Below are 22,850 nucleotides of genomic sequence, written 5' to 3' on the forward strand. Positions count from 1 at the left end.
ACCATGTTCGAAGGCGCTTCTTTCACACCGCTTACATGGACCGATATGCTCTATCTCGCCCCGGAGCTGGCGCTTGCCGCCGTATTTCTGCTGTTGGTCGCGATTGATTTGCTCCTGCCGAACAAGTTCGGCAGAACGTCGATCGGCTGGCTGACGCTTGCGGGCCTGCTGGCCTCGCTCGGGCTCGTGCTATGGCGGATGCTGGATATGAACCAAGGGGGAGCCGAAGCGGAGACGATTCAGCTGCTGGCGAACAGCTACCGGATCGACGATTTCGCGAGCCTGCTCAAAATCGTCTTTCTGGCCGGCGCTTCGCTGATCGTGCTGCTGGCGCTGGGCACCGTCCGGGATGACGGGGAGATTACGGACAAAGGAGAGTTTTTCTATCTGCTGCTGCCGGCCGCGATCGGCGCCATGACGATGGCCTCCTCCGGCAATTTGGTGACGCTGTACATCGGGCTCGAGCTGCTCAGCCTGACCAGCTACGTGCTCGTCGGCATGAAACGCCGCTCGGCCTTGTCGCCCGAGGCGGCATTCAAATATTTGGTGCTCGGCGGCATTTCCTCCGCCTTCGTCCTGTTCGGCATGTCGTATATATACGGCGTGACCGGCTCGGTCGATCTTGCCGTCATCTATCAGGCGCTGCCGGCCGCGTTGGCGGATTACAAGGCGCTCGTGTACGTCGGCTTCCTCTTCATGGTCGCGGGCTTCGGCATCAAGATCGCCGCGGCGCCGTTCCACGCCTGGGCGCCCGACGTGTATCAGGGCGCTCCGACGCCGGTTGCGGCCTTTCTCGCGGTCGTCGCCAAGGGCGCGGCGATGGCTGCCTTATTCCGGATCATGTTCGGCGCCGTCTATTTTGCGAGAACCGGAGAGGACGCCGACGTAGCGGGCGATATTTTTCTGACGCTGCTCGTCATGGCGGCCGCGGCGATGCTGGCCGGGACGACGGCCGCGCTCAGGCAGAAGAACGTGAAGCGGCTGCTCGCCTTGTCGGGCGTCGCGAACGCCGGCTACCTGCTCGTGCCGATCGGCGTGTCGATTACGATCGTGCACAGCAGCAGCTTCTCGGAATTCGTCTATTATCTCGTCGCCTACTTCTTCATGACGATCGGCGCTTTCGCGGTGTTTGCCGTCGTCAGCCGGGCGGCGGGCCACGAGGAGCTGAAGGGCTTCGCCGGCATGTACTACCGGTCGCCCTGGACGGCCGCGGCGATGGTCGTGTTCGTCCTGTCGCTGGCGGGCTTGCCCGTATCCGGCGGCTTCTTCGGGAAGCTGTTCATCCTGTTCGGGGCGGCGAACGCGAAGGCGTATTGGCTCGTCGGCATTATCGTCGTCAGCAGCGTTATCTCCTACTATTTCTACTTCGGCCTCGTTCGCCAAATGTTCATGCGCAGCGGAGCCGCGGATCAGCCGATCCCGGTGCCGGTCACGGCGGGCATCGTCATCTGGCTATGCGCCGTCGCCACGCTGGCGCTCGGGGCGTTCCCCGGCCCGCTCATGGGCTGGATCGATTCCGTGTTCTCGATCGGGCGCGACCTGCTGTTCGTTCCATTCAGCTAACGTTCGCCGTCGCGGCCGACTGCGCTGCGGGAAAGCTCCTATCTTGGATTGTTCCAGGATAGGAGCTTTTTATATTCCTCTCTTCGACTCGGGCACTCTTCCGCTTTACCATTCTTCTGCTCTACCATTCTTCAAACACTCGCATATCTCTTCATTCTTCACAGACTCGTGGTTCTCTCCATTCTTCCCAGACTCGCCGTTCTCGCCATTCTTCCCACACTCGTGGTTCTCCCCATACTCCGCATTCTCCTTTTTCTCCCCAAACTTGGCGTTCTCTTCGTTCTCCGCATTCTCCTTAATTCGATCAGGGTAAACGCAATCCGGATCACCGACGATTACACTGGTATGCATCTTTACGCCTCGCAGGCGGGGGCAATGGTTAGCCCAAGCTGCACGGGAGCGTGGAAGGATGATGTCTGTGCCGTCCACGATCCGAAGTTTACCAAATGGCTCGTTTATCTTGTTGGTCGATTGTTGAAGAGCGTGAAGTTTGGCGGCAAGTCCTGTAAACAAACCTTGTAACGCATGCGTACACAATTGGTTCGTTTTACGAGAAAGAGCGGACGAACTAATGCTCGCGAGCCCCGTCATGGATTGAAGCTGTTTGCTTGCTCGTAGTCGTTCGGTGATGGCGTCATAGGATTCCAATTTCAGCGACTGGGTGACGACATGCTGTTGGATACAATTCCCGGTTGTTAGTTTGCGCGCACGGTGGTCATCAAAGATCGAACGGTATTCATCGAACTCCAGCAAATTTAGGCATTGACGAATGGTGGTCAAATGCGGTACTTTATCCATGGTTGGTTCTCCTTTGTGAGAGATTATGGATAAGTGCCATACTCTCACAATAGGGAACTTTTTTGTTTTGAAAAAGAAAAACATTCCGATCATGTTAGGTTTGTCGCATCGCTAGTGCAAAAATTGAAACTAGATTCGGCTATGACGGATTATGCAACCGATTAGTTTCAATATTTGAAACTACATCGTATGGTTAGTGTTCCATCCCCCTCACTTCAGCGATTTAGGCTCAAAAAATGAAATTAGCTCGGAATACAGGTTGAGATCTAATTGTTTAGTTTCAATGTTTGAAATGAAGAGAGCGTCGAATGCGTTCAGCTCTGCCCTAGGAGGACGCGTTTGTTCGGTTCCTATTTATTCGGGCTGATTTGATCAAAAGATAGGACTTTCGTCCCTTTATGTACCGATCACAAGGGAATCGCCAACCGATAATCGAACTGATAGAGTGGGAAAAACAAAGGGCGCAATACCCAATACGATAAATAAAGGCAGACGATATGACGATATTATTAAGGTATCTTACCAAGAGAGAGCCGCGACGGAAGCAGAGACGTCGCCGGATCGAACGATCCGGCCGCGCGGGCCTGCAGGCGTCCGCGGCCGTCCATATGCTATCGCGCTTGCGCGGCTTTGCAAGCGCGCCGCTCCGCGAGCATCGCGCGCTTCTGCGCCGCGCGCTGCTCGCGCTGCTGCTCGTCAGCGTCGCCCTGACCGGGCTGAGCCCGGCAGGGCCCGCTGCCGGAGCGGCGCCTGCGGCGCCCGCCGCGGCGGACGAAGCCGCGGCCATTGGCGCCTCAGGCGCCGATGCGGAGCAGCCGCAGAGCTGGCTGCTCAAGTGGCGCGATCCCGCGCTCGCGCATGAGCTGCGCGGGACGGAAGTGCTCCGCCGCCAGGACGAGGCGGCGGTATTGCTCGTGCGTCCGGCCGATGCGGGCGCGGACGCACGGGAGTGGCTGCGCCGGCTGCGGAGCGAGCCGGGCGTGGAATACGTGCACCCGAACTTCGGGGTGCACGTGCTTGCGCTGCCGGGCGAAGCGGCAGCCGGGGCGCCGGAAGGCGCGGAAGCGTCGAGCGGCGCGTCCGACGACGTCACCGCGTCCGACGCCGCAGCCGCGCTCGACGCGGCTACTGCGTCCAAAGCGGCCGCTCCGCCCGCCGCCAACACCGCGTCTGACGCGTCCAACGCCGCCACCATGCGTGACATCACTGCCGCAACCGACGCCGCAGCCGCGCTCGACGCGGCTACTGCGTCCAAAGCGGCCGCTCCGCCTGCCACCAATACCGCGTCTGACGCGTCCAACGCCGCCACCATGCGTGACGTCACTGCCGCATCCGTCGCCGCTTCGCCCGCCACCAAACCCGCGTCTGAAGCGTCCGACGCCACGACTGCACCCGACGCGTCCAACGCGTCCGATGCCACCCCGCGTGACGCGGCTACCGCGGCCAATGCCGCCACCACGCCCGACGCCACCACCACGCCTGACGCGTCTGACGCCACGGCTGCACCCCACGCGTCCAACGCGTCCGATGCCACCGCGCGTGACTCAGTCACCGCGTCCAATGCCGCCACCGCGCCAGACGCCGCAGCCGCGCTCGACGTGGCCGCCGCGTCTGCGGCGAACGCCAATGACCCGGAGCTGCCGAAGCAGGCTTTCCTGGAGCAGATCGGCGTGCCTAAGGCGTGGGAGACCGTCCGCGAGCAGACCGGACTTACGATTGCGGTCGTGGATACGGGCGTCGACCTGGACCACCCGGATTTGAAGGCCAATCTCGTGCCCGGGGCCAACCTGGTGAACCCGAACGAACCGCCCGACGACGATAACGGCCATGGCACGAGCGTAGCGGGCGTGATCGCGGCCGTCGGCAATAACGGGCTCGGCGTGTCGGGCATTTTGCACAAAGCGAAAATCATGCCGATCAAGGCGCTCGACCATCATGGCGACGGCACGGAGCAGGAGCTTGGCGACGCGATTTTGTACGCGGTCCGCAAAGGCGCCAAAATCGTCGTGCTGTCCGTCGGCCTGCACCGGTATTCCCCGTACATGCTGGACATCGTGCAGTACGCGGAGAGCAAAGGGGTGCTTCTGGTCGCCGCGGCCGGCAACGACGGCCTGTCGCTCGGGGCGAAGGCGGCGGTGAAATATCCGGCCGCTTATCCGACCGTGCTCGCCGTCGGCGGCGCGAAGCCTAGCGGTGCGGTCGACCCGCGCTCGAACCCGGGCAGCGAGCTCGATCTTATCGCCCCGTGGAACGTGTTTACGACCGCAATAGGCGGTTTATATAAGAAAGAAGAAGGGTCTTCGATGTCAGCCCCGCAGGCTGCTGCCGCGGCTGCCCTCGTATGGGCGCGCTTCGGCGGCTTGAAGCCTTATCAGGTGCGCGAGCTGCTAAGGCAGACGGCCAAGGACGTCGGCGCGGCCGGTCCGGACGGCATGTCCGGTTACGGCTTGCTGCAGGTCGATCGGGCGGTTCGGTCGGCCTTGAAGGCGGACGGATACGAACCGAATAACGAGATGAAGTCGGCGTCGCGAATGCTGCTCGGCTCGGAGCTGTCGGGAGCGCTGCAAGGGGCCGGCGATCATGACTGGTACAGAGTCGATACCCCGTATGACGGCACGCTGACCATTCGCTACGAGGGGCTGATAGCCCCTGGGGCGGTCGCGCCCCCGATCCGCGTAACGCAGTATACGGACGGAGCCCGGAAGAGCGCGGCGGACACGAAGCTGGCAAGCCGATCGATCGATTTCGACGTCAAAAAAGGCCAGCATCTGCTTCACCTCGAGCTCCTTAACCAAAGCGGCGACGAGCTGCCTTACCGGCTGACGGCGACGTTCACGATCAAGGCCGATCCCTACGAGCCGAACGACCGCTCCTATGAAGCGTACACGCTGCAGCCTCGTTCGCAGCACGTAAGCGGCACCTTCCACCAGACCGCCGACCGGGACTGGTTCGCCGTTACGTTCGCCCAAGGCGGCAAGCTCAGCCTGTCGCTCGACGCGAACACGGCGCGAATCGATCCGGGACTGGCGCTGCAGAAGGCGGGGGAGTCGCTGCTGCTGTACGACGATGAAGGAGAAGGCGTGACCGAGCGCTCACCAGTCATAACTGTGACTCCGGGCAAATATTATATTCGTGTTCATAATGCGATCTCATCCGAAGCAAGTCCGGCGGCCGGCACGTACACCCTGCATATGGACTACGCGCCGAAATACGAAGATCCGAACGAGCCGAACGACAAAACGTACGAGGCCTTTATGATCAATCCCGGAACGGAGTACATAGGCGTGATCGGCAGTTATTCCGATTTGGACTGGTATCAATACCGGCTCGCGGCTCCGAGCCTCGTATCGTTGTCGGTAACCGGCGTTCCGAAGGATATCGATCTTAAGGTCGAGCTGTACGACAAGCGGATGAAGCCGTTCGCCAAGGCGAATACCGGCTCTTCGGGTAAGCTGCAGACGAAGGAGCAGCAGCTGACGCCGGACGTATATTATGTCAAGCTGACGGCGGATAGCCCGTTCGATACGCAGTATTATCGGATGCGGCTTCAAGCTGCGGAGCTCGTCGGCGGGTTTTCGGACGTTCAAAACCATTGGGCGGAGGAAGAAATCATCGATTTGAGCAAGAGGGGGATCACAGACGGCACGGGACGATTCCGTTTCGAGCCGGGTCGCGCCATCACCCGTGCGGAAGCGGTGGCGATGGTCGTGAAGGCTTACAAGCCGGCTATATCGCCGGCCTCGCAGTCGAATCGATTCCAGGACGTGCCGGCGTCGCACTGGGCGGCGGGCGCCGTCGACGCGGCCGCGCGGCAGGGCTGGATCAGAGGCTTCCCGGACGGCGCCTTCCGGCCGGATCAGCCGATTACGCGAGCGGAGATGGCATTCGTAATCGGTTATGCGGAGGGTGTGAAGCCAAAGCAGCCGCAGACGAATCCGTTCGGCGATGTAGAGATAAACGACTGGTCGGCGCCGATGCTCTCGGAGATGAAGCGGCTTGGCTTGATCGAAGGCGTTCAGCCGAACCTGTATCGGCCGGACCGGCAGGCGAGCCGGGCGGATTTTGCCGTGCTGCTGCACAGAGTCATTACGTAATGTATAGGAGGATCCATGAACGCAGGCAACGACTTTTATTCATTTGCGCAAAATGCCGCCGGCCTGACCGGTCTGTTTTCGATCGTTATCGTCATTTTAAGCATTATTCTCGTTTGGTTCATCCTGCAGGAATTTAAATGGGACGCTTTTTTCAAGTTCCCGCGCAGCCCGAAGGCTCGCATGTTTCAGGTCATCGTAGCCGTTGTTTTGGGCCATTTGCTCGCCAAGTTTATTTTGGAATATTGGGGCTATACCGTCCTTCTGAAGAGCTTTGTCGAATAACAAAATCGAATTTTGTCAACAATGGGTAGTACATGACGGTACGAAAAAAAGGATCGCTTGCGAATAGGTATATGTTGGAACCTATTTATGGAATGTAAACGTATTTTTATCCCGGTTTTTGTACCGTATTATAGGGTGAAAGTCTCATTTTGACGGGAAAAAAGCAAGTAAAATATGGCAGCAATTTAACGCTTGTCGAATTATGTAATGGGATGATAAGATGAAGTTTGGGTAAAACGTTCAATTCCAAAATATTCACGAATAGGAAATAGAAATTGCAGTTCGCGGAGGGAACCACAGATGACCAAAATTATCGTCCGCGGAGGCCAGCGCCTTACGGGAACGGTCCGCGTCAGCGGAGCGAAAAACGCCGTTCTTCCGATATTGGCGGCCTCATTATTAGCGACAGAAGGAGACAGCGTCATCTATGACGTCCCCCTCCTCGACGACGTTATGACGATCCAGAAGGTGCTCGCCTCGCTCGGCGCGCGGTTGACTTATCATAATGAATCGATGCGTATCCATGCACAGCATATTACGTCGTATGAGGCTCCTTACGAGCTCATTCGCAAGATGCGGGCTTCCTTCCTGGTGATGGGGCCGCTGCTGGCGAGAATCGGCAAGGTGCGCATCTCGCTCCCCGGAGGATGCGCGATCGGCACGCGTCCGATCGATCAGCATTTGAAGGGCTTCGAGGCGATGGGCGCTGAAATTACGCTTGGCCACGGCTTTATCGAGGCGAGCGCAAAGTCGCGACTGAAGGGCGCGAAGATTTATCTCGACGTCGCCAGCGTAGGCGCGACGGAGAACATCATGATGGCGGCCGCTTTGGCGGAAGGCACGACCATTCTCGAGAACGCGGCCAAGGAACCGGAAATCGTCGATTTGGCCAACTATATCAATGCGATGGGCGGCAAGGTGCGCGGCGCCGGCACGGGCCTGATCCGGATCGAAGGCGTGGATCGGCTGCACGGCGCATCACATAACGTCATTCCCGACCGCGTGGAAGCGGGTACTTACATGATCGCGGCGGCCATAACGGGCGGCGACGTCTTCGTGGAAGGCGCGATCGCGGATCACCTGACGCCGGTCATCTCGAAGCTGCAGGAGATGGGCGTAGACATAATGGAAAGCGACAACGGCATTCGCGTCCGTTCCGGTGCGAAGCTGAAGTCGGTGGACGTCAAGACGCTTCCGCATCCGGGTTTTCCGACCGACATGCAGTCGCAGATGATGGCGCTCCTGCTCGTGTCCGAAGGAACGAGCGTCGTGACGGAGACGGTATTCGAGAACCGGTTCATGCACGTCGATGAATTCCAGAAGATGAACGCCCAAATCAAGGTGGACGGCCGCACGGCGATCGTCAGCGGCGGCTTGCCGCTGACCGGGGCGAAAGTATGCGCCACCGATTTGCGGGCGGGTGCGGCGCTCATCTGCGCGGCGCTGCGCGCCGACGGCGTAACGGAAGTATCCGGCCTCCACCACGTGGATCGCGGCTATGTCGACATTACCGGCAAGCTCGCCGCGCTGGGAGCGGATATTTGGCGCGAGGAGTCCGGGGAAGGCGCAGCCGCGGCTGCCGGCAAGCTGGCCGCCGCCGGCGTGTTGACGATGCCCGCGCGCGAGCTTACGACGGTTGCGGCCGTATCGGCGGCTTCGCAATCCGAGGGCGATTCCTCGCCTTACAAGCGCGAGAAGGAAGTGGCCGTGCTTAAAGTGCAGCCGACCTGGGCTTAATGGCAGGCACGTAAATAGAGCCTTTTTTGATAAGCCGAGACGGGCTTATCGAAAAAGGCTCTTTTCTGTATAAATATTTCCCGGATTTCGCTATAATGGTTGGATAGCTGGAACTACTGCAGGATGCAAAGGGGATACTATGGCAACGATCCATGATGTCGCGAAGAAAGCGAACGTGTCCGTAACGACGGTTTCCCGCGTTTTGAATAACCGGGGATATATTAGCGAAGCGACAAGAACCAAAGTGTTTCGAGTGATGGAGGAGCTTGATTATCAGCCGAACGAAATCGCGCGCTCTCTCCTCAGGAAGCAGTCCAACGTAATCGGTCTTATTATACCGAACGTCTCTCATCCTTTCTTTAGCGAGCTTGCCAACCATGTTGAAAACTACGCTTATGACCAAGGCTTCAAACTGCTTTTATGCAACTCCCAGCTCGACCCGGTGAAAGAAAAGGATTATATCGAAATGCTGAAGCGGAACCGCGTCGATGGCATCATTATGGGCAGCCACACGCTTCAGGTCGAAGAATACAAAAATTTAAGCTCGCCGATCGTTACGATCGACCGTCAAATCAGCAGCGAAATTCCTTACATCTCATCCGATAATTATACGGGCGGCAAGCTTGCGGCAAATCTTCTGGCCGATAAAGGCTGCGCGAAAATCGCTCATATTTGCGGCAATCTGGAGCTGCAGCTGCTGGCCAACAAAAGAACGGAAGCCTTTCAATCGGTCATGAAGGAAAAAAAGGTGGCACATCTGATCATTCAAACCGACATGAATGTATTCGATCAAATGCAGTACGAGCCTATTATGAAACGGTTGTTCGAGGAGCATCCCGATATCGACGGGGTGTTTGCGACGAGCGACATTATTGCGGCATTTGCGGTGAAGCAGTGCGCAGCCGCCGGCAAGCGTATCCCGCACGATGTGAAAATTATCGGCTATGACGATGTTAATGCGGCAAGCTTGATCACTCCGTCGATTACGACAATTAAGCAGCCGATCGCCGAGATCGGACGCAAAGCCGTCGATCTGATCATGCGGCAACTGAACGATGAGCCGTTCGAAGCGGAAAATATTTTGCCGGTAGCTATCGTAGAACGATCAACGACATAGATCGAAGGACGGAAAATCCCTTGCGCGGTGCGGGGATTTTTTATTTTCCACAAATATGTCAAACGTTTGATATGTCAAACGATTGACATATTACACAAACGACTTTATAATTCGATATGAAAGCGGTTTACAATTTTTCAAAAACCGCAACAATTTTCATGAATTGGGGGCAGACCAATGAAATTTTGGAAATGGATGCAAGCACTGGCATTATCGCTAATCGTCGTTATGCTCGCTGCCGCATGCGGCAATTCCGGCGCATCCGGCGAGACCGGCGGAGGCTCGGCCGTAACGATTACGCTTCTCAACTCGAAGGGTGAAATTCAATCGCAGCTTGAAGAAGCGGCGAAGGCGTTCAAGGGGGATAATCCCGATATCACATTGGAAATCATACCGGTGCCGGCGGGGCAGTCGCCGTTCGAGAAAGCGTCCGCGCTATACGCCTCCGGCAACCCGGCAACGATTACGATGCTGGATACGGGCGACGTTGAAAAATTCAAAGACCGCGTCCTTGATCTGAGCGGCGAGAAGTGGATGGCGGATGCGGTTGACCGCAGCACCGCGCTGACAACGTTTGACGGCAAGAACTATGCCTTCCCGTTGGCGATCGAAGGCTACGGCTTTATTTATAACAAAGCCGTGGTCGATCAAGCGGTAGGCGGCACGTTCGATCCGGCAGCGATCAACACGACCGCGGCGCTGGAGGAGCTGTTCAAAAAAATCGAGGCTTCCGGCAAAGCGCCGCTCATCGTTTCTCCCATGGATTGGTCGCTCGGCGCCCACTACCTGCCGCTTGCTTACGCAGGCCAGTCGGCGGATCCGGCGGCCGTTGCGCAGTTCGTAAAAGACCTGAAAGCGGGTAAGATCGAGCTGACCAGCAACTCCGTCTATAATGGACTGCTCGATACGTTCGATCTGATGGCGAAATACAACATCGATAAGGCATCTCCGTTGTCCGGCACTTACGAGAGAGGACCGGAAGTGCTCGGCAAAGGCGAGGTCGGCATCTGGTTCCAAGGCAACTGGGCTTGGCCGCAAATTAGCGGCTTCGATACGGCAAGCGGTCAATACGGCTTCCTGCCGGTACCCGTCAGCAACAACGCGGACGACTTCGGCAACACGCAAATTTCTTCCGCGGTATCCAAACGGCTGGTGCTCGACAAGGAGAAAAATACGGCAGAGCAGCAAACGGCCGCTAAGAAATTCCTTGAGTGGATGGTCTACAGCGACAAAGGTCAAGATTTCCTTGTGAACAAAGCGAATATCATTCCCGCTTTCAAGAACATCACGCTTGAAGCGCAAGATCCGCTGGCGAAATCGATTACCGATTATATCGCAGAAGGCAAGACGCAGGATTCCATGAGCACCTTGCCGGCCGATCACTGGGCCAAAATCGGCGCCTCCATGCAAAAATATTTAGCAGGCGAAGCGGATCGTTCCGTGCTGACCAAAGAAATTCAGGAATATTGGAAGTCGGTTAAGTAATTATTAGCCGCGATACGCCGGCTTACCCTTTTCCAAACGACGGGGTAAGCCGATTGCGTTTGATTGCTTTCGCGCAAGCAAACCATCCACGAATGCGAGGGATCATGATGATAACGGAAAAAGGGCTGTGGAATCGTTTGCGTCTGCGGCTGCTGTTTACCGGACCTACATTGTTTGCTTTTCTTGCCGTAATGATCGTTCCTTTCCTTTATGGCATTTATTTGACCTTTACGAACTGGGACGGCATTTCGACGACAAGCAGTTTCGTAGGCGTTCAAAACTATTTTTCGGTCTTTCAAGATACGGTGTTTTGGAAATCCTTTTTATTGACTTTAAAGTACGTATTCATTACGGTCGTGCTTATTAATGCGGTCGCTTTTCTGCTCGCTTACGTATTAACGAGCGGCTTGAAGGGCCAAAGCCTATTCCGGGCGGGCTTCTTCATTCCGAATCTGGTCGGCGGTATCGTACTCGGCTTTGTTTGGCAGTTTATTTTTTCGAATGTATTCGTCTTCTTGGGTAAAGAGCTGAGCATCCCCCTATTCAGCGGCTCCTGGCTGGCTGACCCGGACAAAGCGTTCTGGGCCATGATTATCGTTACCGTCTGGCAATATGCAGGCTACATGATGGTTATTTATGTCGCGGGTCTCATGAATGTGCCCAAGGATATTTTGGAAGCTGCTAGCATCGATGGCGCGAACCTGACCACAAAACTGCGCAAAATGGTGCTTCCGCTCATGGTTCCGTCCTTTATCGTCTGCATCTTCCTCTCGTTGCAAAGAGGCTTTATGGTCTACGATTTGAATATTTCCTTAACGAAGGGCGGACCGTTCAAGAGTACGGAGATGGTATCCATGCACGTGTACGAAAAGGCGTTTCTGTCGAGGGATTACGGGGTCGGGCAAGCGGAAGCGTTCGTGCTGTTCCTGCTCGTGGCGATCATTACGATCGCTCAGGTGTACTTCAGCAAGAAGTTGGAGGTGGAGGCGTAATGAAACAATCGAATTCTACGGTCGCTTGGTCGAAATTCGCCGTCCTCTTCGTTTGCCTGCTGCTGTTCGTGTTCCCGTTCCTGCTGCTGCTCGTCAATTCGTTTAAAGAGAACAAAGCGATTACATCCAGCCCGCTTTCGCTCCCCGAGAGCTTCGGCATGACCAATTATTCGGACGCATTCGGCAAAATGGATTATATATCCGCCTTTACGAATTCGATTATGATTACGGTGCTTAGCGTATTGCTCATTTCGCTTCTGGCGGCGATGACGGCTCATTATTTTGTCAGGCATCAAACGAAGTTCAACCAGTATACGTTTTTCTTAATGGTTGCGGCTATGATTATTCCCTTCCAAGCCATTATGATTCCTCTCGTCAAAATATACGGTTCCATCGGCTTTCTTGACAGCAAATGGGCGTTGATCTATATGTACATCGGATTCGGCAGTCCGCTGGCTGTGTTCATCTATCATGGATTCGTGAAAAGCATCCCGGCCGAGCTCGAAGAAGCGGCTCTCATTGACGGCTGCACAAGAACGCAGACCTTCTTCCGCATCGTATTTCCGGTGCTGACGCCGACCACGGTTACGATCGCCATATTGAACGTGCTCTGGATTTGGAACGACTTCCTGCTTCCTTCCTTGGTGCTGATTGCGCCGGACGAAAGAACGCTGCCGCTGTCGACCTTTTATTTCTTCGGTACGTACACCGTCGATTACGGCCCGTTGATGGCCGGTCTAATGCTGACCATACTCCCTGTGCTGATCGTTTATCTATTTGCGCAGAAATACATTATTCAAGGGGTTATGCAAGGCTCCATCAAATAACGAGTAAGGGTAGGATGCTTTATTTTGTACACACGCGAGAATGCCGACAAGTTTATTGAGAGCAGAAAATATTTGCTGAACGGCGAGTACCGGCTGCGCTTCCATTTGATGAGCGAGTTTGGCTGGATGAACGATCCGAACGGCTTTGTTTATTATAACGGGGAATACCATCTGTTTTATCAGCATTATCCGTATCAGCCCGTATGGGGGCCGATGCATTGGGGCCATGCGGTCAGCCGCGATTTGATCGAGTGGAGGCACTTGCCCGTGGCGCTGGCGCCGGATCGGGAATACGACCGCGACGGATGCTTCTCCGGCAGCGCGATCGTGAAGGGCGACAGGCTTTATTTGATGTATACGGGGCATATCGTGACGGGGCCGGACAAGGACCTGCATTACAGTCAAAATCAAAATATGGCCGTGTCCGACGACGGTATCCGTTTTCAGAAGCTTGCCGGCAATCCGGTGATCGGGCCGGAGCAACTTCCGGCGGACGTCAGCCAAAAGGATTTTCGCGATCCGAAGGTGTTCGAGCGGGACGGGGTTTACTATGCCGTCTTGGGGTCGAACGACGGAAAGGGCAGCGGACTAATCTTAATGTACCGGTCGGACGATCTGCTGCATTGGACCTTCGTCAATGAAATCGCGCGAAGCGACGGACATATGGGGGACAACTGGGAATGTCCGGACCTGTTCGAGCTGGAGGGGCATGACGTGCTCATGCTGTCGCCTCAGCGCATGCCGGCGCAAGGGGATGACTATCAGAACCTGCACTCGACCGCCTACATGATCGGCCGTCTGGATACGGAGCAAGGCCGTTTCCTGTACGATCGGTATGAGCCAATCGATTGCGGCTTCGATTTCTACGCCCCGCAAACAACGGTTGACGATAAGGGAAGGCGGATCGTCATCGGCTGGATGGAAACTTGGGAGACGGAAATTCCGACGCAGCTTGGACACTACTGGGCGGGGGCGATGTCGCTTCCGCGCGAGGTCGCGATGCATGGCGATGTTTTGTATTTCAAACCGATTGATGAAATGGCCAATTATCGCCATAACGGCTTTGAGGCTGCCGATATTTTGCTCGACGGGGAGCGGGATATGGGCGTAAGCGGAGATTGCTACGAGCTTGAGGTCGTTTTCCGTGCGGATCGGGCCGAGGAGTTCGGCTTGAAGCTTCGCGTTCACGGCGAGGAAGAGACGGTGTTATCCTATAGCGCTGCGGATGGTCGGTTCCGATTTAACCGCGAGAAGGCCGGCATCGGTCCGGGCGGCGAGCGCAGGACGAGGGTCGGGTTGAATGACGGACTTCTGGAGCTTCGGGTATTCGTCGACAGATCATCCGTTGAAGTATTTATCCAAGGCGGCGCAAAAGTAATGACAGGCCGTATTTACCCCGGCGCCGAGTCGCTGGGCATCAAAGCGTATGCAATCGGCTCCTGTTCGATTGTATCCTTCAAAAAATGGGATCTGAAATAGGCAATCAAATGCCTATTCAGAATCCTGGGATGCGAAAAAATAAGGGCATTGTCCGTTTCTTTCTATTGGAAGGAGCAGCGGCGATGCCTTTTTGTCAGTTATGATCCTTATCTTTTACTGGCATTGGACCGGCGGGCTCGTTCATGTTGCGTTCATTTTACTTTGCTATAGTCGGACCGATAAAGTCCGACGGAGGGTGGAGTTAAGCGAATGAAGAGATGGGCGATAGGGGTTGGCGCCGTTTTGATCCTGGCCGCGGCCGGGGCGGGAGCCTACTATTATTATTTTGCCAAGGATGCCGAAGCGACCTCGGAAGGCGCGGCGGCGCTGACCGCAGCCGCGACGAGGGGATCCATCGTGAAGCAAATTAGCGGAACGGGGGCGGTGGCCGCCAATACGAGGGAGACCGTGACAGCCGGCAAGAGCGGCACGATCGCGGCCGTGAACGTGAAGGTCGGCGATCAGGTCAAGGCGGGCCAAATTCTCGTCACGTTCGAGGCTGCGGACGATTACGACGATCAAATCGAGTCCATCGAGGATAATATCGACAGGCTGAAGGAAGAGATCGAGGGCTATCAGCAAAGCTACAAGGAGGCGACCGGGACGGAGAACGAGGAGGCGGCGAAGCAGGATCTTCAGAAGAAGATGGAGGACGCCGAATCGGATATCGCCGATTACGAGGAAGATTTGCAGGATATTTACGAGAAGCAGAGCGAGGAGGAGAAGGCGGTTACCGCCACGATCGACGGCGAGGTTACCGAAATGGACATCGAGCCGGGCGACGAGGTGCAGGCCAATACGACGATCGCGAGCATCGTCGATTATACGCGTCTCGAATTCGTGACGTCCGTCGACGAGCTGGATATTCCGTCGGTGAAGGTCGGACAAGCCGTAGACATTACGCTCGGCGCGATTACCGATAGGACGATCGGCGCCGCCGTCTCGGAAATCGCGCGGGAGGGAAGCGCAAGCAACGGCTCGTCCTCCTTCGAAGTAAGCATTCTATTAAAGGATATTGAGGGCGTGAAGGCCGGCATGTCCGGCGAAGCCGCCATTACGATCGAGTCGAAGGAGGATATCGTGCTCGTGCCGGTCAACGCGGTCGTGGCGATAGGCAATCGTTCGTTCGTGCGCGTCCCGTCCGCGGAAGGCGGCACGACCGGCGCGGCAGCCGGAAGCGGCGCGCCGCCTGGCGGCCGGCGCGGCGGGGCCGGGGGGACGGCCCCCGATGGCGGCGGCTTCCCGGGAGGCGAAGCGCCATCCGGCGAAGCACCGGCAGGCGGGGCGCAGGGAGGCGGGACGGCGCCCGTCATGGGCGGCGCGGCACCTGCCGGGGACGCGTCAACCGGCACCGGAAGGCAAGCGGCCGCCGAAGGGACGGCGCCTGAAGGCGCGTCTGCCGCAGGCGGCGACGGTGCGCAGGCAGACGGAACGGGCGGCGAAGCCCCGGCAGGCGAAGGAGCCGCGGCGGCAGGCGGCGAAGCGGGCGCGGCGGCAGGAGGCAGAGGGAATATGGCGGACCGTCTCGCCAGCCGCATCGATACGCTTGGCGGCGAGCTGGTGGAGGTGACGACGGGACTTAGCGACGAGAATTTCGTGGAGATCGTCTCCGGCTTGTCCGAAGGGGACAGCGTGCTTGTCCCGATCGCCCAAGGCACGCCCGGCATGGGCAGCGGCACGGAGGAACAGCAGACCCAGATCCGCGGCACCTTCCCCGGCGGCGGTGCGATAGGCGTGTTCCCCTCCGGCGGCGGCGGTGGCGGCATGGGCGGTGGCAATTTCCAACGCAGCGGTGGCATGCCATGAGCGAATACAAGGCTGTTCCTCTCATCGAAATGACAGGCGTGTCGAAATCGTATTGGATGGCGCGGGAAAAAACGACCGTGCTACATCAGGTGTCGCTGCGGGTCGCTCAAGGCGAGTTTCTGGCCATCGTCGGCCCTTCCGGCTCCGGCAAGTCGACGCTCATGAACATGATCGGCTGCCTGGATACGCCGAGCGAAGGAAGCTACAAGCTCGAGGGGGCCGAGGTCGCCGGGCAGAGCGACAACAAGCTGACGGAGCTGCGCAACAAAAAAATCGGCTTTATTTTTCAAGGCTATCATCTGCTTCCGCGGCTGACCGCGCTCGAGAATTGCGAGCTGCCGCTCATCTATCGGGGGCTGTCCGGCAAGGAGAGAAGGCGGCGCGCGATGGAAGCGCTGGAGCGGGTCGGCCTTGGCGAGCGTATGTCCCACCGGCCGAGCGAGCTGTCCGGCGGCCAGCAGCAGCGGGTGGCGATCGCGCGGGCGCTCGCCACGAATCCGCCGCTGCTGCTCGCCGACGAGCCGACGGGCGCGCTCGATTCGAAGACCGGCATGGAGGTGCTCGGCATGATGGAGGAGCTGAACCGGGCCGGTCAGACGATCGTATTGATTACGCACGACATGGAAGTCGCCCAGCGGGCCGGCCGAACCGTCGTCATTCGGGACGGCGTATTGTCCGAGCAGGAAAGGAGGGGCGGCGATGAAGCTGACGCAAGGGCTCAGGATGGCGTTCATGAGCGTGTTGTCCAACAAGCTTAGGACAGTGCTGTCGATGCTCGGCATTCTGATCGGCGTCGCGACGGTCATCGCGCTGGTCGCGATGGGCAGGGCATCGTCGAACGAAGTGGCGGAGCAGGTGTCCGCCCTCGGCAGCCCGAACTCGCTGCAAATCAACATTACCGGCCGCGGCACCGTTACGACGTTGTCGGTGGAGGAGGCGACCGAGCTCGGGGACGTCGCGAACGTCGCGGGCGTGGCGCCGATTACGAGCACGAACGCTTACGCGAAGTACGGCAAGACGCAAGTATCGGTCACGGTGGAAGGGATTACGCCCTCCTACGAGGCGGTGAAGGATTTTCCCGTCCAGGACGGAAGATATCTCGCCGCTCCCGACCTCACGGGCAATACGAAAGCCGCGCTGATCGGCGTGGACACGGCGGCCGATTTGTTCGAGGAGGAGGGGGAGGATCCGCTTGCCGCGGTCGGCAAAAAAATAACGATCAACGGCTATAACTTTACGATCGTGGGGCTGCTCGAATCGCAAGGCAGCTCGCTGGCCGGCTCGAACGACGAGAAAATATTGATCCCGATTACGACGGCGCAAAAAATTTTCCAAATCGGAGGCGTGTCCACCATCAATTTAATGGTAGAGGACATCGATCTAATGGACGCGACCGTGGCGGGAGCAGAAGCCGTCCTCTACGAGAAATTCCGGGGCAACGAGAACGCGTACCGCGTCTTTAACCAAGAGGAAGCGATGGAGACGCTGAGCTCGGTCAACGAAACGATGAACCGGCAGCTCATTTACGTGGCGATCATTTCGCTTATCGTAGGCGGGATCGGCATCATGAACATCATGCTCGTATCCGTGACGGAGCGCACGCGCGAGATCGGCATCCGCAAATCGCTAGGGGCGAAGAAAAGAGATATTTTGTTTCAGTTTCTGGTAGAGGCGGTCTGCATCAGCGGCCTCGGCGGCGCGTTCGGCATCGGTCTCGGCTACGCGGCCTCCTTCATCATCGGAGCGGTCATGCAGTCGGAGACGGAGGTGCCCGGGAATACGGTTCTGCTCGCTTTTGCGTTCTCCGCGCTCGTCGGCGTCGTGTTCGGCTATTTGCCGGCGAACAAGGCGGCAAGCCTGAGGCCGGTCGACGCGCTGCGCCACGATTAGCGGGCAAAACGGTTCTACCCTATCATTTCGGCTCATAGAATGTACCATCAAGGCTCGTTTGAGAGAGGAACGGGGCGCGATGGCGCTTAAGCCTCCCGATCTCTCAAAAGCCGAGAGGGAAGGAGAATTCATGAGCCGGAGGATAGGGAGTTTTTTTGCATTCAGACCGAACAGACGTTTGCGGACAAGCAGGTGGCTGGCCTTGTTCGCCATCGGCGCCATGCTCGGAGGCACCGTCCTGCTGTTCAAGCTGTCGCTTGGCAAGCTTCATGCGGTGTCGGTCGCGATGAACCGGAGCGGCGTCGGCATCGTGCAGGAGAGCGGCCAGGCGGCAGCGGCGGAGACGACGGACGCCGGCGAGCCGCCGGGAGATCGCGGCGGCGGGGACCGGCCGCCCGCGGCGGAAGACAAGCCTCGCCCCTCGCCCGCGCGGGACAAGGGCGCCTCGAGCGGGGGGGAGAAGGCGGAGGCAACCAAGGAGCCTGAAATTCGCGTTTATTTGACCGGGGAGAAGCGAGTCGAAACCGTTCCGCTCGAAACCTACGTCCGCGGCGTCATTGCGGCGGAGATGCCGATCGAATTCGAGCTTGAGGCGCTCAAGGCGCAGGCGATCGCGGCCCGGACGTATATTGTGAGAAGGCTGGAGAGAGGCGACGGCAGCGGCGTGCCGGTGAAGGGGGCCGACGTGACGGACACGATCGAGCATCAGGTCTACGTTTCGCTGAAGGAGCTCGAGGATAAGTGGCCGGAAGCGGATCGCGAGAGCAGCATGCGCAAGCTGAACGACGCGGTTGCGGAGACGAAGGGGCAGATCATTACGTACGCGGGCGAACCGATCGAAGCCGTCTTTTTCTCTACCAGCAATGGCCATACGGAAAATTCGGAAGACTACTGGCAGCAGAAAGTACCGTATTTGCGGAGCGTGGCTAGCCCATGGGACGAGAAGCTGTCTCCCAAATACAAAGAAACGGTCGAGCTGTCGCTGCAGGCGTTCTACGGCAAGCTCGGCATCGCGAAGAAGGGCCGGGCAAAGCCCGCGATCCGCGTAACGGAGAAGACGGAAGGAGGCCGCATCGGCCGAATAACGATCGGAGAAACCGATTTTACCGGCCGCGAAGTCAGAGAGAAGCTGGGGCTTGCTTCCTCGCAATTCACTTGGCGCGTGAAGGGCGATACGATCGCCATTACGACGTACGGCTACGGGCACGGCGTCGGCATGAGCCAATGGGGAGCGAACGGAATGGCGCAGGAAGGCAGGACGGCCGAGGATATTCTCCGCTACTATTATACCGGCACGAGGGTCGAGCAAGCTTCGAAGCTTCCATTTGTTTCGAACTCTTAAAAAATACGAATCGCCTCACGTATAAACCTAGCAGTTCTGGCAACAATGGCTAGTGAGGTGATATAAAATGAATGATCAAAACCAAAACAAACCGAAGCAAAGACCAGAAGAAACTCCCAAAACCGTACTGGGAGGAACGTCTGCCGCCAACTCTAGCAGTGGATGGAAGCGCCTATTCGCAAAGCGTTGGGTGTCTCCGGCAATCTTCATGGCCGCGGCAGCAATTATCGTAACCTTAATGTGGATCTATCAGGGGGCGGACAATACTAGTCCTGTAACAGGAACGCCCGATACTGAAGTTTCACAAGGGGAAGAAGCAGCTCCGCAAAACGGCGGCGAAGAAGCACCGGTCGTCTCGACCGGCGACGAGGCGATTCAGTGGCCGGTCGTCGATTACAACGCTCTCCAAATCGAGCGTCCGTTCTTCGACGAGAACGCAAGCGCCGAGGAGCAGGAAGCCGCGCTCGTCCAAGTCGGCAATACGTTCACGCCGAACACGGGCATCGACTTCGTCAGCCCGAACGGCGACACCTTCGACGTACTGGCTGCTTTGTCCGGCAAGGTTACGCATGTCGAGACGCATCCGACGAACGGCAACGTGGTCGAGATTACGCACGAAGACGGCCTGGTGACCGTGTACCAAAGCTTGGCCGAGGTTCAAGTGGCGGAAGGCGACGACGTGACGCAAGGCACCAAGATCGCGATTGCCGGACGCAACGACGTCGGCCGCGACCTGGGCATCCACCTTCATTACGAAACGATCAAGGACGGCAAAGCGATCAATCCAAGCTCGCTGATCAAGTCATAATCGCTGAAAGCGCAACAAAATAGGTCCAAAGACATGCAGGCAGGGAGTCATTTCCCTGCCTGTTTTGCGTTTTTATGAAAAATTATTCCCATTCGGGCCTGTCAAGCTTGGCCACAACGAATATCTACCCGCTCGACTCATATAATGTACCAAACTATCTCGAGTAGGGAGGCGGGAACGTGCACGATTACATCAAGGAGCGAACCATTAAAATAGGCCGCTGCATCGTTGAAACGAAGCATACGGTGCGAACGATCGCCAAGGAATTCGGTGTGTCCAAAAGCACGGTGCACAAAGATCTGACTGAGCGGCTTCCTGAAATAAACCCCGATCTGGCCGATCAGGTTAAGCACATTCTCGAGTACCACAAATCGATCCGGCATCTGAGAGGAGGAGAAGCGACCAAGATCAAATACAAGAAAACGAGCTCGAAGAAGCGGGAAGTGATGGCGGCAGGCAAGGCGTGAAGTTTTTTCTCGAATTATAGAGGAATTTTGTCGTTTTTGGCGAATAATGAACGTTAGCGGTTTCCTTGTCAAGGGAGCCAATCGTACGTAACGTTAACATTATTCGTTGGGGGACTTAAGCCTTATGTTGAGCAAGGATATCGGGATCGATCTAGGTACGGCGAATGTATCCATTCATATGAAGGGTAGAGGCGTCGTGCTCGATGAGCCTTCAGTCGTCGCGATTGAAAGCGATTCGAAGAAAGTGCTGGCCGTCGGAGAAGAAGCGCATCGGATGGTAGGCCGCACGCCGGGCAATATCGTCGCGATCCGCCCGCTAAGGGACGGCGTTATTGCGGACTTTGAAATTACGGAAATTATGCTTAAGGCATTCATCGATCGCGTGGAAGGCCGGAAGTGGTTCAGCCGTCCCCGTATTCTGATTTGCGCGCCGGCGAACATTACGTCCGTCGAGCAGAAGGCGATCCGCGAAGCCGCGGAGCGCAGCGGCGCGAAGGAAGTGTTTCTGGAAGAGGAGCCGAAGGCAGCCGCGATAGGGGCTGGAATGGACATATTCCAGCCCAGCGGCAATATGGTCGTGGATATCGGAGGGGGCACGACGGACGTAGCCGTGTTGTCGATGGGCGACGTCGTGACCGCCTCCTCCATTAAGGTCGCGGGGGACAAGTTCGACGACGCGATCATGAAGTTTATCAAAAACAAGTACAAGCTGCTGATCGGCGAAAGGACGAGCGAGGACATCAAAATCAAGATCGGAACGGTCATCGAGAACGGACGCCGGGACGAGATCGACATCCGCGGCCGCGACATGGTTTCAGGCTTGCCGCTGACGATCACGATCCGTTCGGGCGAGGTGCGCGAAGCGTTGTGGGATCCGGTCATGTCGATCGTATCGGCGGCCAAGTCGGTGCTGGAGAGAACGCCGCCGGAGCTGTCGGCGGACATTATCGACCGCGGCGTCATCTTGACGGGCGGGGGCGCGCTGCTCGACGGCCTTGACGCGCTGCTGGCCGAAGAGCTGAAGGTGCCGGTGCTGATCGCGGAAGATCCGATGCACTGCGTCGTGAAAGGGACGGGCATACTGCTCGATAATTTGGACAAGCTCGGGAAGAAGTAAGACGGCGGCGGCCTGGGAAACGAACATTTGCGCGGGTAGGGAGCCATTGGGGGGCGCAGCCGAGGCGTGAATGGGTCGCAGGTCGCAGGACAAGCTATTCAGGCAGCCTTGCTTTCAACCGATAACATACATAAAAGGAATTCGTTTGAAAGCATCCTAGGAGGTAGCAGTATATGCTTAGAGGGTTATACACCGCGGCGTCGGGCATGATTTCCCAGCAGCGCAGGCACGATACGGTGACGAATAACATTTCCAACTTGAATACGCCTGGCTATAAACAGACGAACGCGGTGACGCGCTCTTTCCCGGAAATGCTGCTGTCTTTGACCGGCGCCGGAGAGGAGCACGCGAAGACGGTCGGCAGATGGACGAGCGGCGTGTTCGCGGAGGAGAGCCTGTCCATTCACTTGCAGGGCGATTTGATGCAGACGAACAATTCGTCCGACTTCGCGCTTATTTCGAACATCGAGATGGACGGCATCGCCTTCGACGCTTCGGGCAAGTACGTGGCGGAGGACGGGGAAGTGACATTCCAGCCGCAGGCGTTCTTCACGCTGCAGGACCAGAACGGCGAAGTCCGGTATACGCGGGGAGGCAGCTTCTCCCTGACCGAGGAAGGCTTCCTGATGTCGAGCGACGGTTCGAGCGTGCTCGGCACGGACGGGGCGCCGATTCAGATGCCGCCGGGCGTCGGGCTTGAGAGGCTGCTGCTTACGCCGGATCGGCGCTTCGTCGATCCGGACGGGAACGACATCGGGGTTCAGCTGCTCATCAGCCGCATCGATAACCCGAACGAGCTGATTCGCGAAGGGAACGGCAACTTCCGCTTCGCGAACGACGACGGGGAAGCGGCGGCCATCGCGCCGGGCGAGCGGGTCGAAGTGAGGCAGGGCTACGTGGAGCGTTCGAACGTGGATGCCGCCCAGGCGGCGGTCGATCTGATGTCGGCGCTGCGCGCTTACGAAGCGAACCAGAAGGTCATCCAATTTTACGATCAAAGCTTGAATAAAGCCGTCAACGACGTCGGCCGCATCTAAGGCGAAGAA

The 22,850-nt window shown here is 57.5% G+C and carries 18 protein-coding genes; 17 read left to right on the plus strand and 1 reads right to left on the minus strand.

All coding sequences use genetic code 11. From position 1 onward, the window contains the following. The first annotated feature begins 3 nt into the window (after positions 1-3). Positions 4-1,563, plus strand: coding sequence for an NADH-quinone oxidoreductase subunit N (locus IDH41_RS07240; RefSeq protein WP_190859608.1), 1,560 nt, complete (start codon positions 4-6; stop codon positions 1,561-1,563). 105 nt (positions 1,564-1,668) lie between these two features. On the opposite strand, the gene IDH41_RS07245 is transcribed toward IDH41_RS07240, so the two are convergent. Then, positions 1,669-2,361 carry a hypothetical protein gene (locus tag IDH41_RS07245; protein WP_190859610.1) on the minus strand — a complete coding sequence of 231 codons (693 nt, stop codon included), beginning with the start codon at positions 2,359-2,361 and terminating at the stop codon, positions 1,669-1,671. A gap of 497 nt (positions 2,362-2,858) precedes the next feature. Here IDH41_RS07245 and IDH41_RS07250 point away from each other — a divergent pair, with 497 nt between their 5' ends. The 16 genes from IDH41_RS07250 to IDH41_RS07325 all read left to right on the plus strand — a co-directional run bounded on the left by IDH41_RS07250 (position 2,859) and on the right by IDH41_RS07325 (position 22,841). Then, positions 2,859-6,455, plus strand: coding sequence for a S8 family serine peptidase (locus IDH41_RS07250; protein WP_223829519.1), 3,597 nt, complete (start codon positions 2,859-2,861; stop codon positions 6,453-6,455). Between the two features lie 15 nt (positions 6,456-6,470). Beyond that, entirely contained in the window at positions 6,471-6,737 is a 267-nt protein-coding gene (locus IDH41_RS07255) for a DUF1146 domain-containing protein (RefSeq protein ID WP_190859612.1), read from the plus strand. Between the two features lie 300 nt (positions 6,738-7,037). Further along, positions 7,038-8,474: a UDP-N-acetylglucosamine 1-carboxyvinyltransferase gene (gene murA / locus IDH41_RS07260; RefSeq protein WP_190859614.1), complete on the plus strand. Its 1,437-nt coding sequence runs from the start codon at positions 7,038-7,040 to the stop codon at positions 8,472-8,474. Positions 8,475-8,613: 139 nt separating this feature from the next. Further along, entirely contained in the window at positions 8,614-9,591 is a 978-nt protein-coding gene (locus IDH41_RS07265; RefSeq protein WP_190859616.1) for a LacI family DNA-binding transcriptional regulator, read from the plus strand. 177 nt (positions 9,592-9,768) lie between these two features. Next, positions 9,769-11,076, plus strand: a complete 1,308-nt coding sequence (locus IDH41_RS07270) for an ABC transporter substrate-binding protein (protein WP_190859618.1) — start codon at positions 9,769-9,771, stop codon at positions 11,074-11,076. 107 nt (positions 11,077-11,183) lie between these two features. Next, positions 11,184-12,068 (plus strand): carbohydrate ABC transporter permease, encoded by an 885-nt coding sequence (locus IDH41_RS07275; RefSeq protein ID WP_190859620.1) that lies wholly within the window; start codon positions 11,184-11,186, stop codon positions 12,066-12,068. Next, positions 12,068-12,895: a carbohydrate ABC transporter permease gene (locus IDH41_RS07280; protein ID WP_190859622.1), complete on the plus strand. Its 828-nt coding sequence runs from the start codon at positions 12,068-12,070 to the stop codon at positions 12,893-12,895. The genes IDH41_RS07275 and IDH41_RS07280 overlap by 1 nt, the downstream gene beginning before the upstream one ends. A gap of 24 nt (positions 12,896-12,919) precedes the next feature. Beyond that, positions 12,920-14,374 carry a glycoside hydrolase family 32 protein gene (locus IDH41_RS07285; protein ID WP_190859623.1) on the plus strand — a complete coding sequence of 485 codons (1,455 nt, stop codon included), beginning with the start codon at positions 12,920-12,922 and terminating at the stop codon, positions 14,372-14,374. Positions 14,375-14,584: 210 nt separating this feature from the next. After that, positions 14,585-16,180, plus strand: coding sequence for an efflux RND transporter periplasmic adaptor subunit (locus IDH41_RS07290; RefSeq protein ID WP_190859625.1), 1,596 nt, complete (start codon positions 14,585-14,587; stop codon positions 16,178-16,180). Continuing rightward, positions 16,177-16,938, plus strand: coding sequence for an ABC transporter ATP-binding protein (locus IDH41_RS07295; protein WP_190859627.1), 762 nt, complete (start codon positions 16,177-16,179; stop codon positions 16,936-16,938). The genes IDH41_RS07290 and IDH41_RS07295 overlap by 4 nt, the downstream gene beginning before the upstream one ends. After that, positions 16,880-18,070, plus strand: coding sequence for an ABC transporter permease (locus IDH41_RS07300; RefSeq protein ID WP_190859629.1), 1,191 nt, complete (start codon positions 16,880-16,882; stop codon positions 18,068-18,070). The genes IDH41_RS07295 and IDH41_RS07300 overlap by 59 nt, the downstream gene beginning before the upstream one ends. A gap of 130 nt (positions 18,071-18,200) precedes the next feature. Continuing rightward, positions 18,201-19,412 carry a stage II sporulation protein D gene (spoIID, locus tag IDH41_RS07305; RefSeq protein WP_223829520.1) on the plus strand — a complete coding sequence of 404 codons (1,212 nt, stop codon included), beginning with the start codon at positions 18,201-18,203 and terminating at the stop codon, positions 19,410-19,412. A 208-nt stretch (positions 19,413-19,620) separates the two neighbouring features. Further along, positions 19,621-20,220, plus strand: a complete 600-nt coding sequence (locus IDH41_RS07310; RefSeq protein WP_317890695.1) for a M23 family metallopeptidase — start codon at positions 19,621-19,623, stop codon at positions 20,218-20,220. Between the two features lie 179 nt (positions 20,221-20,399). Next, positions 20,400-20,687: a sporulation transcriptional regulator SpoIIID gene (spoIIID, locus tag IDH41_RS07315; RefSeq protein WP_190859633.1), complete on the plus strand. Its 288-nt coding sequence runs from the start codon at positions 20,400-20,402 to the stop codon at positions 20,685-20,687. 124 nt (positions 20,688-20,811) lie between these two features. Further along, on the plus strand, positions 20,812-21,804 hold the full coding sequence (gene mreB / locus IDH41_RS07320; protein ID WP_190859635.1) for a rod shape-determining protein MreB: 993 nt from the start codon (positions 20,812-20,814) through the stop codon (positions 21,802-21,804). 173 nt (positions 21,805-21,977) lie between these two features. Then, complete coding sequence (locus tag IDH41_RS07325; protein WP_190859637.1) at positions 21,978-22,841, plus strand: flagellar hook-basal body protein; 864 nt, start codon at positions 21,978-21,980, stop codon at positions 22,839-22,841. Positions 22,842-22,850 lie beyond the last annotated feature (9 nt).

The sequence above is a fragment of the Paenibacillus arenilitoris genome, assembly GCF_014705655.1.
Classification (GTDB): Bacteria; Bacillota; Bacilli; order Paenibacillales; family Paenibacillaceae; genus Pristimantibacillus; species Pristimantibacillus arenilitoris.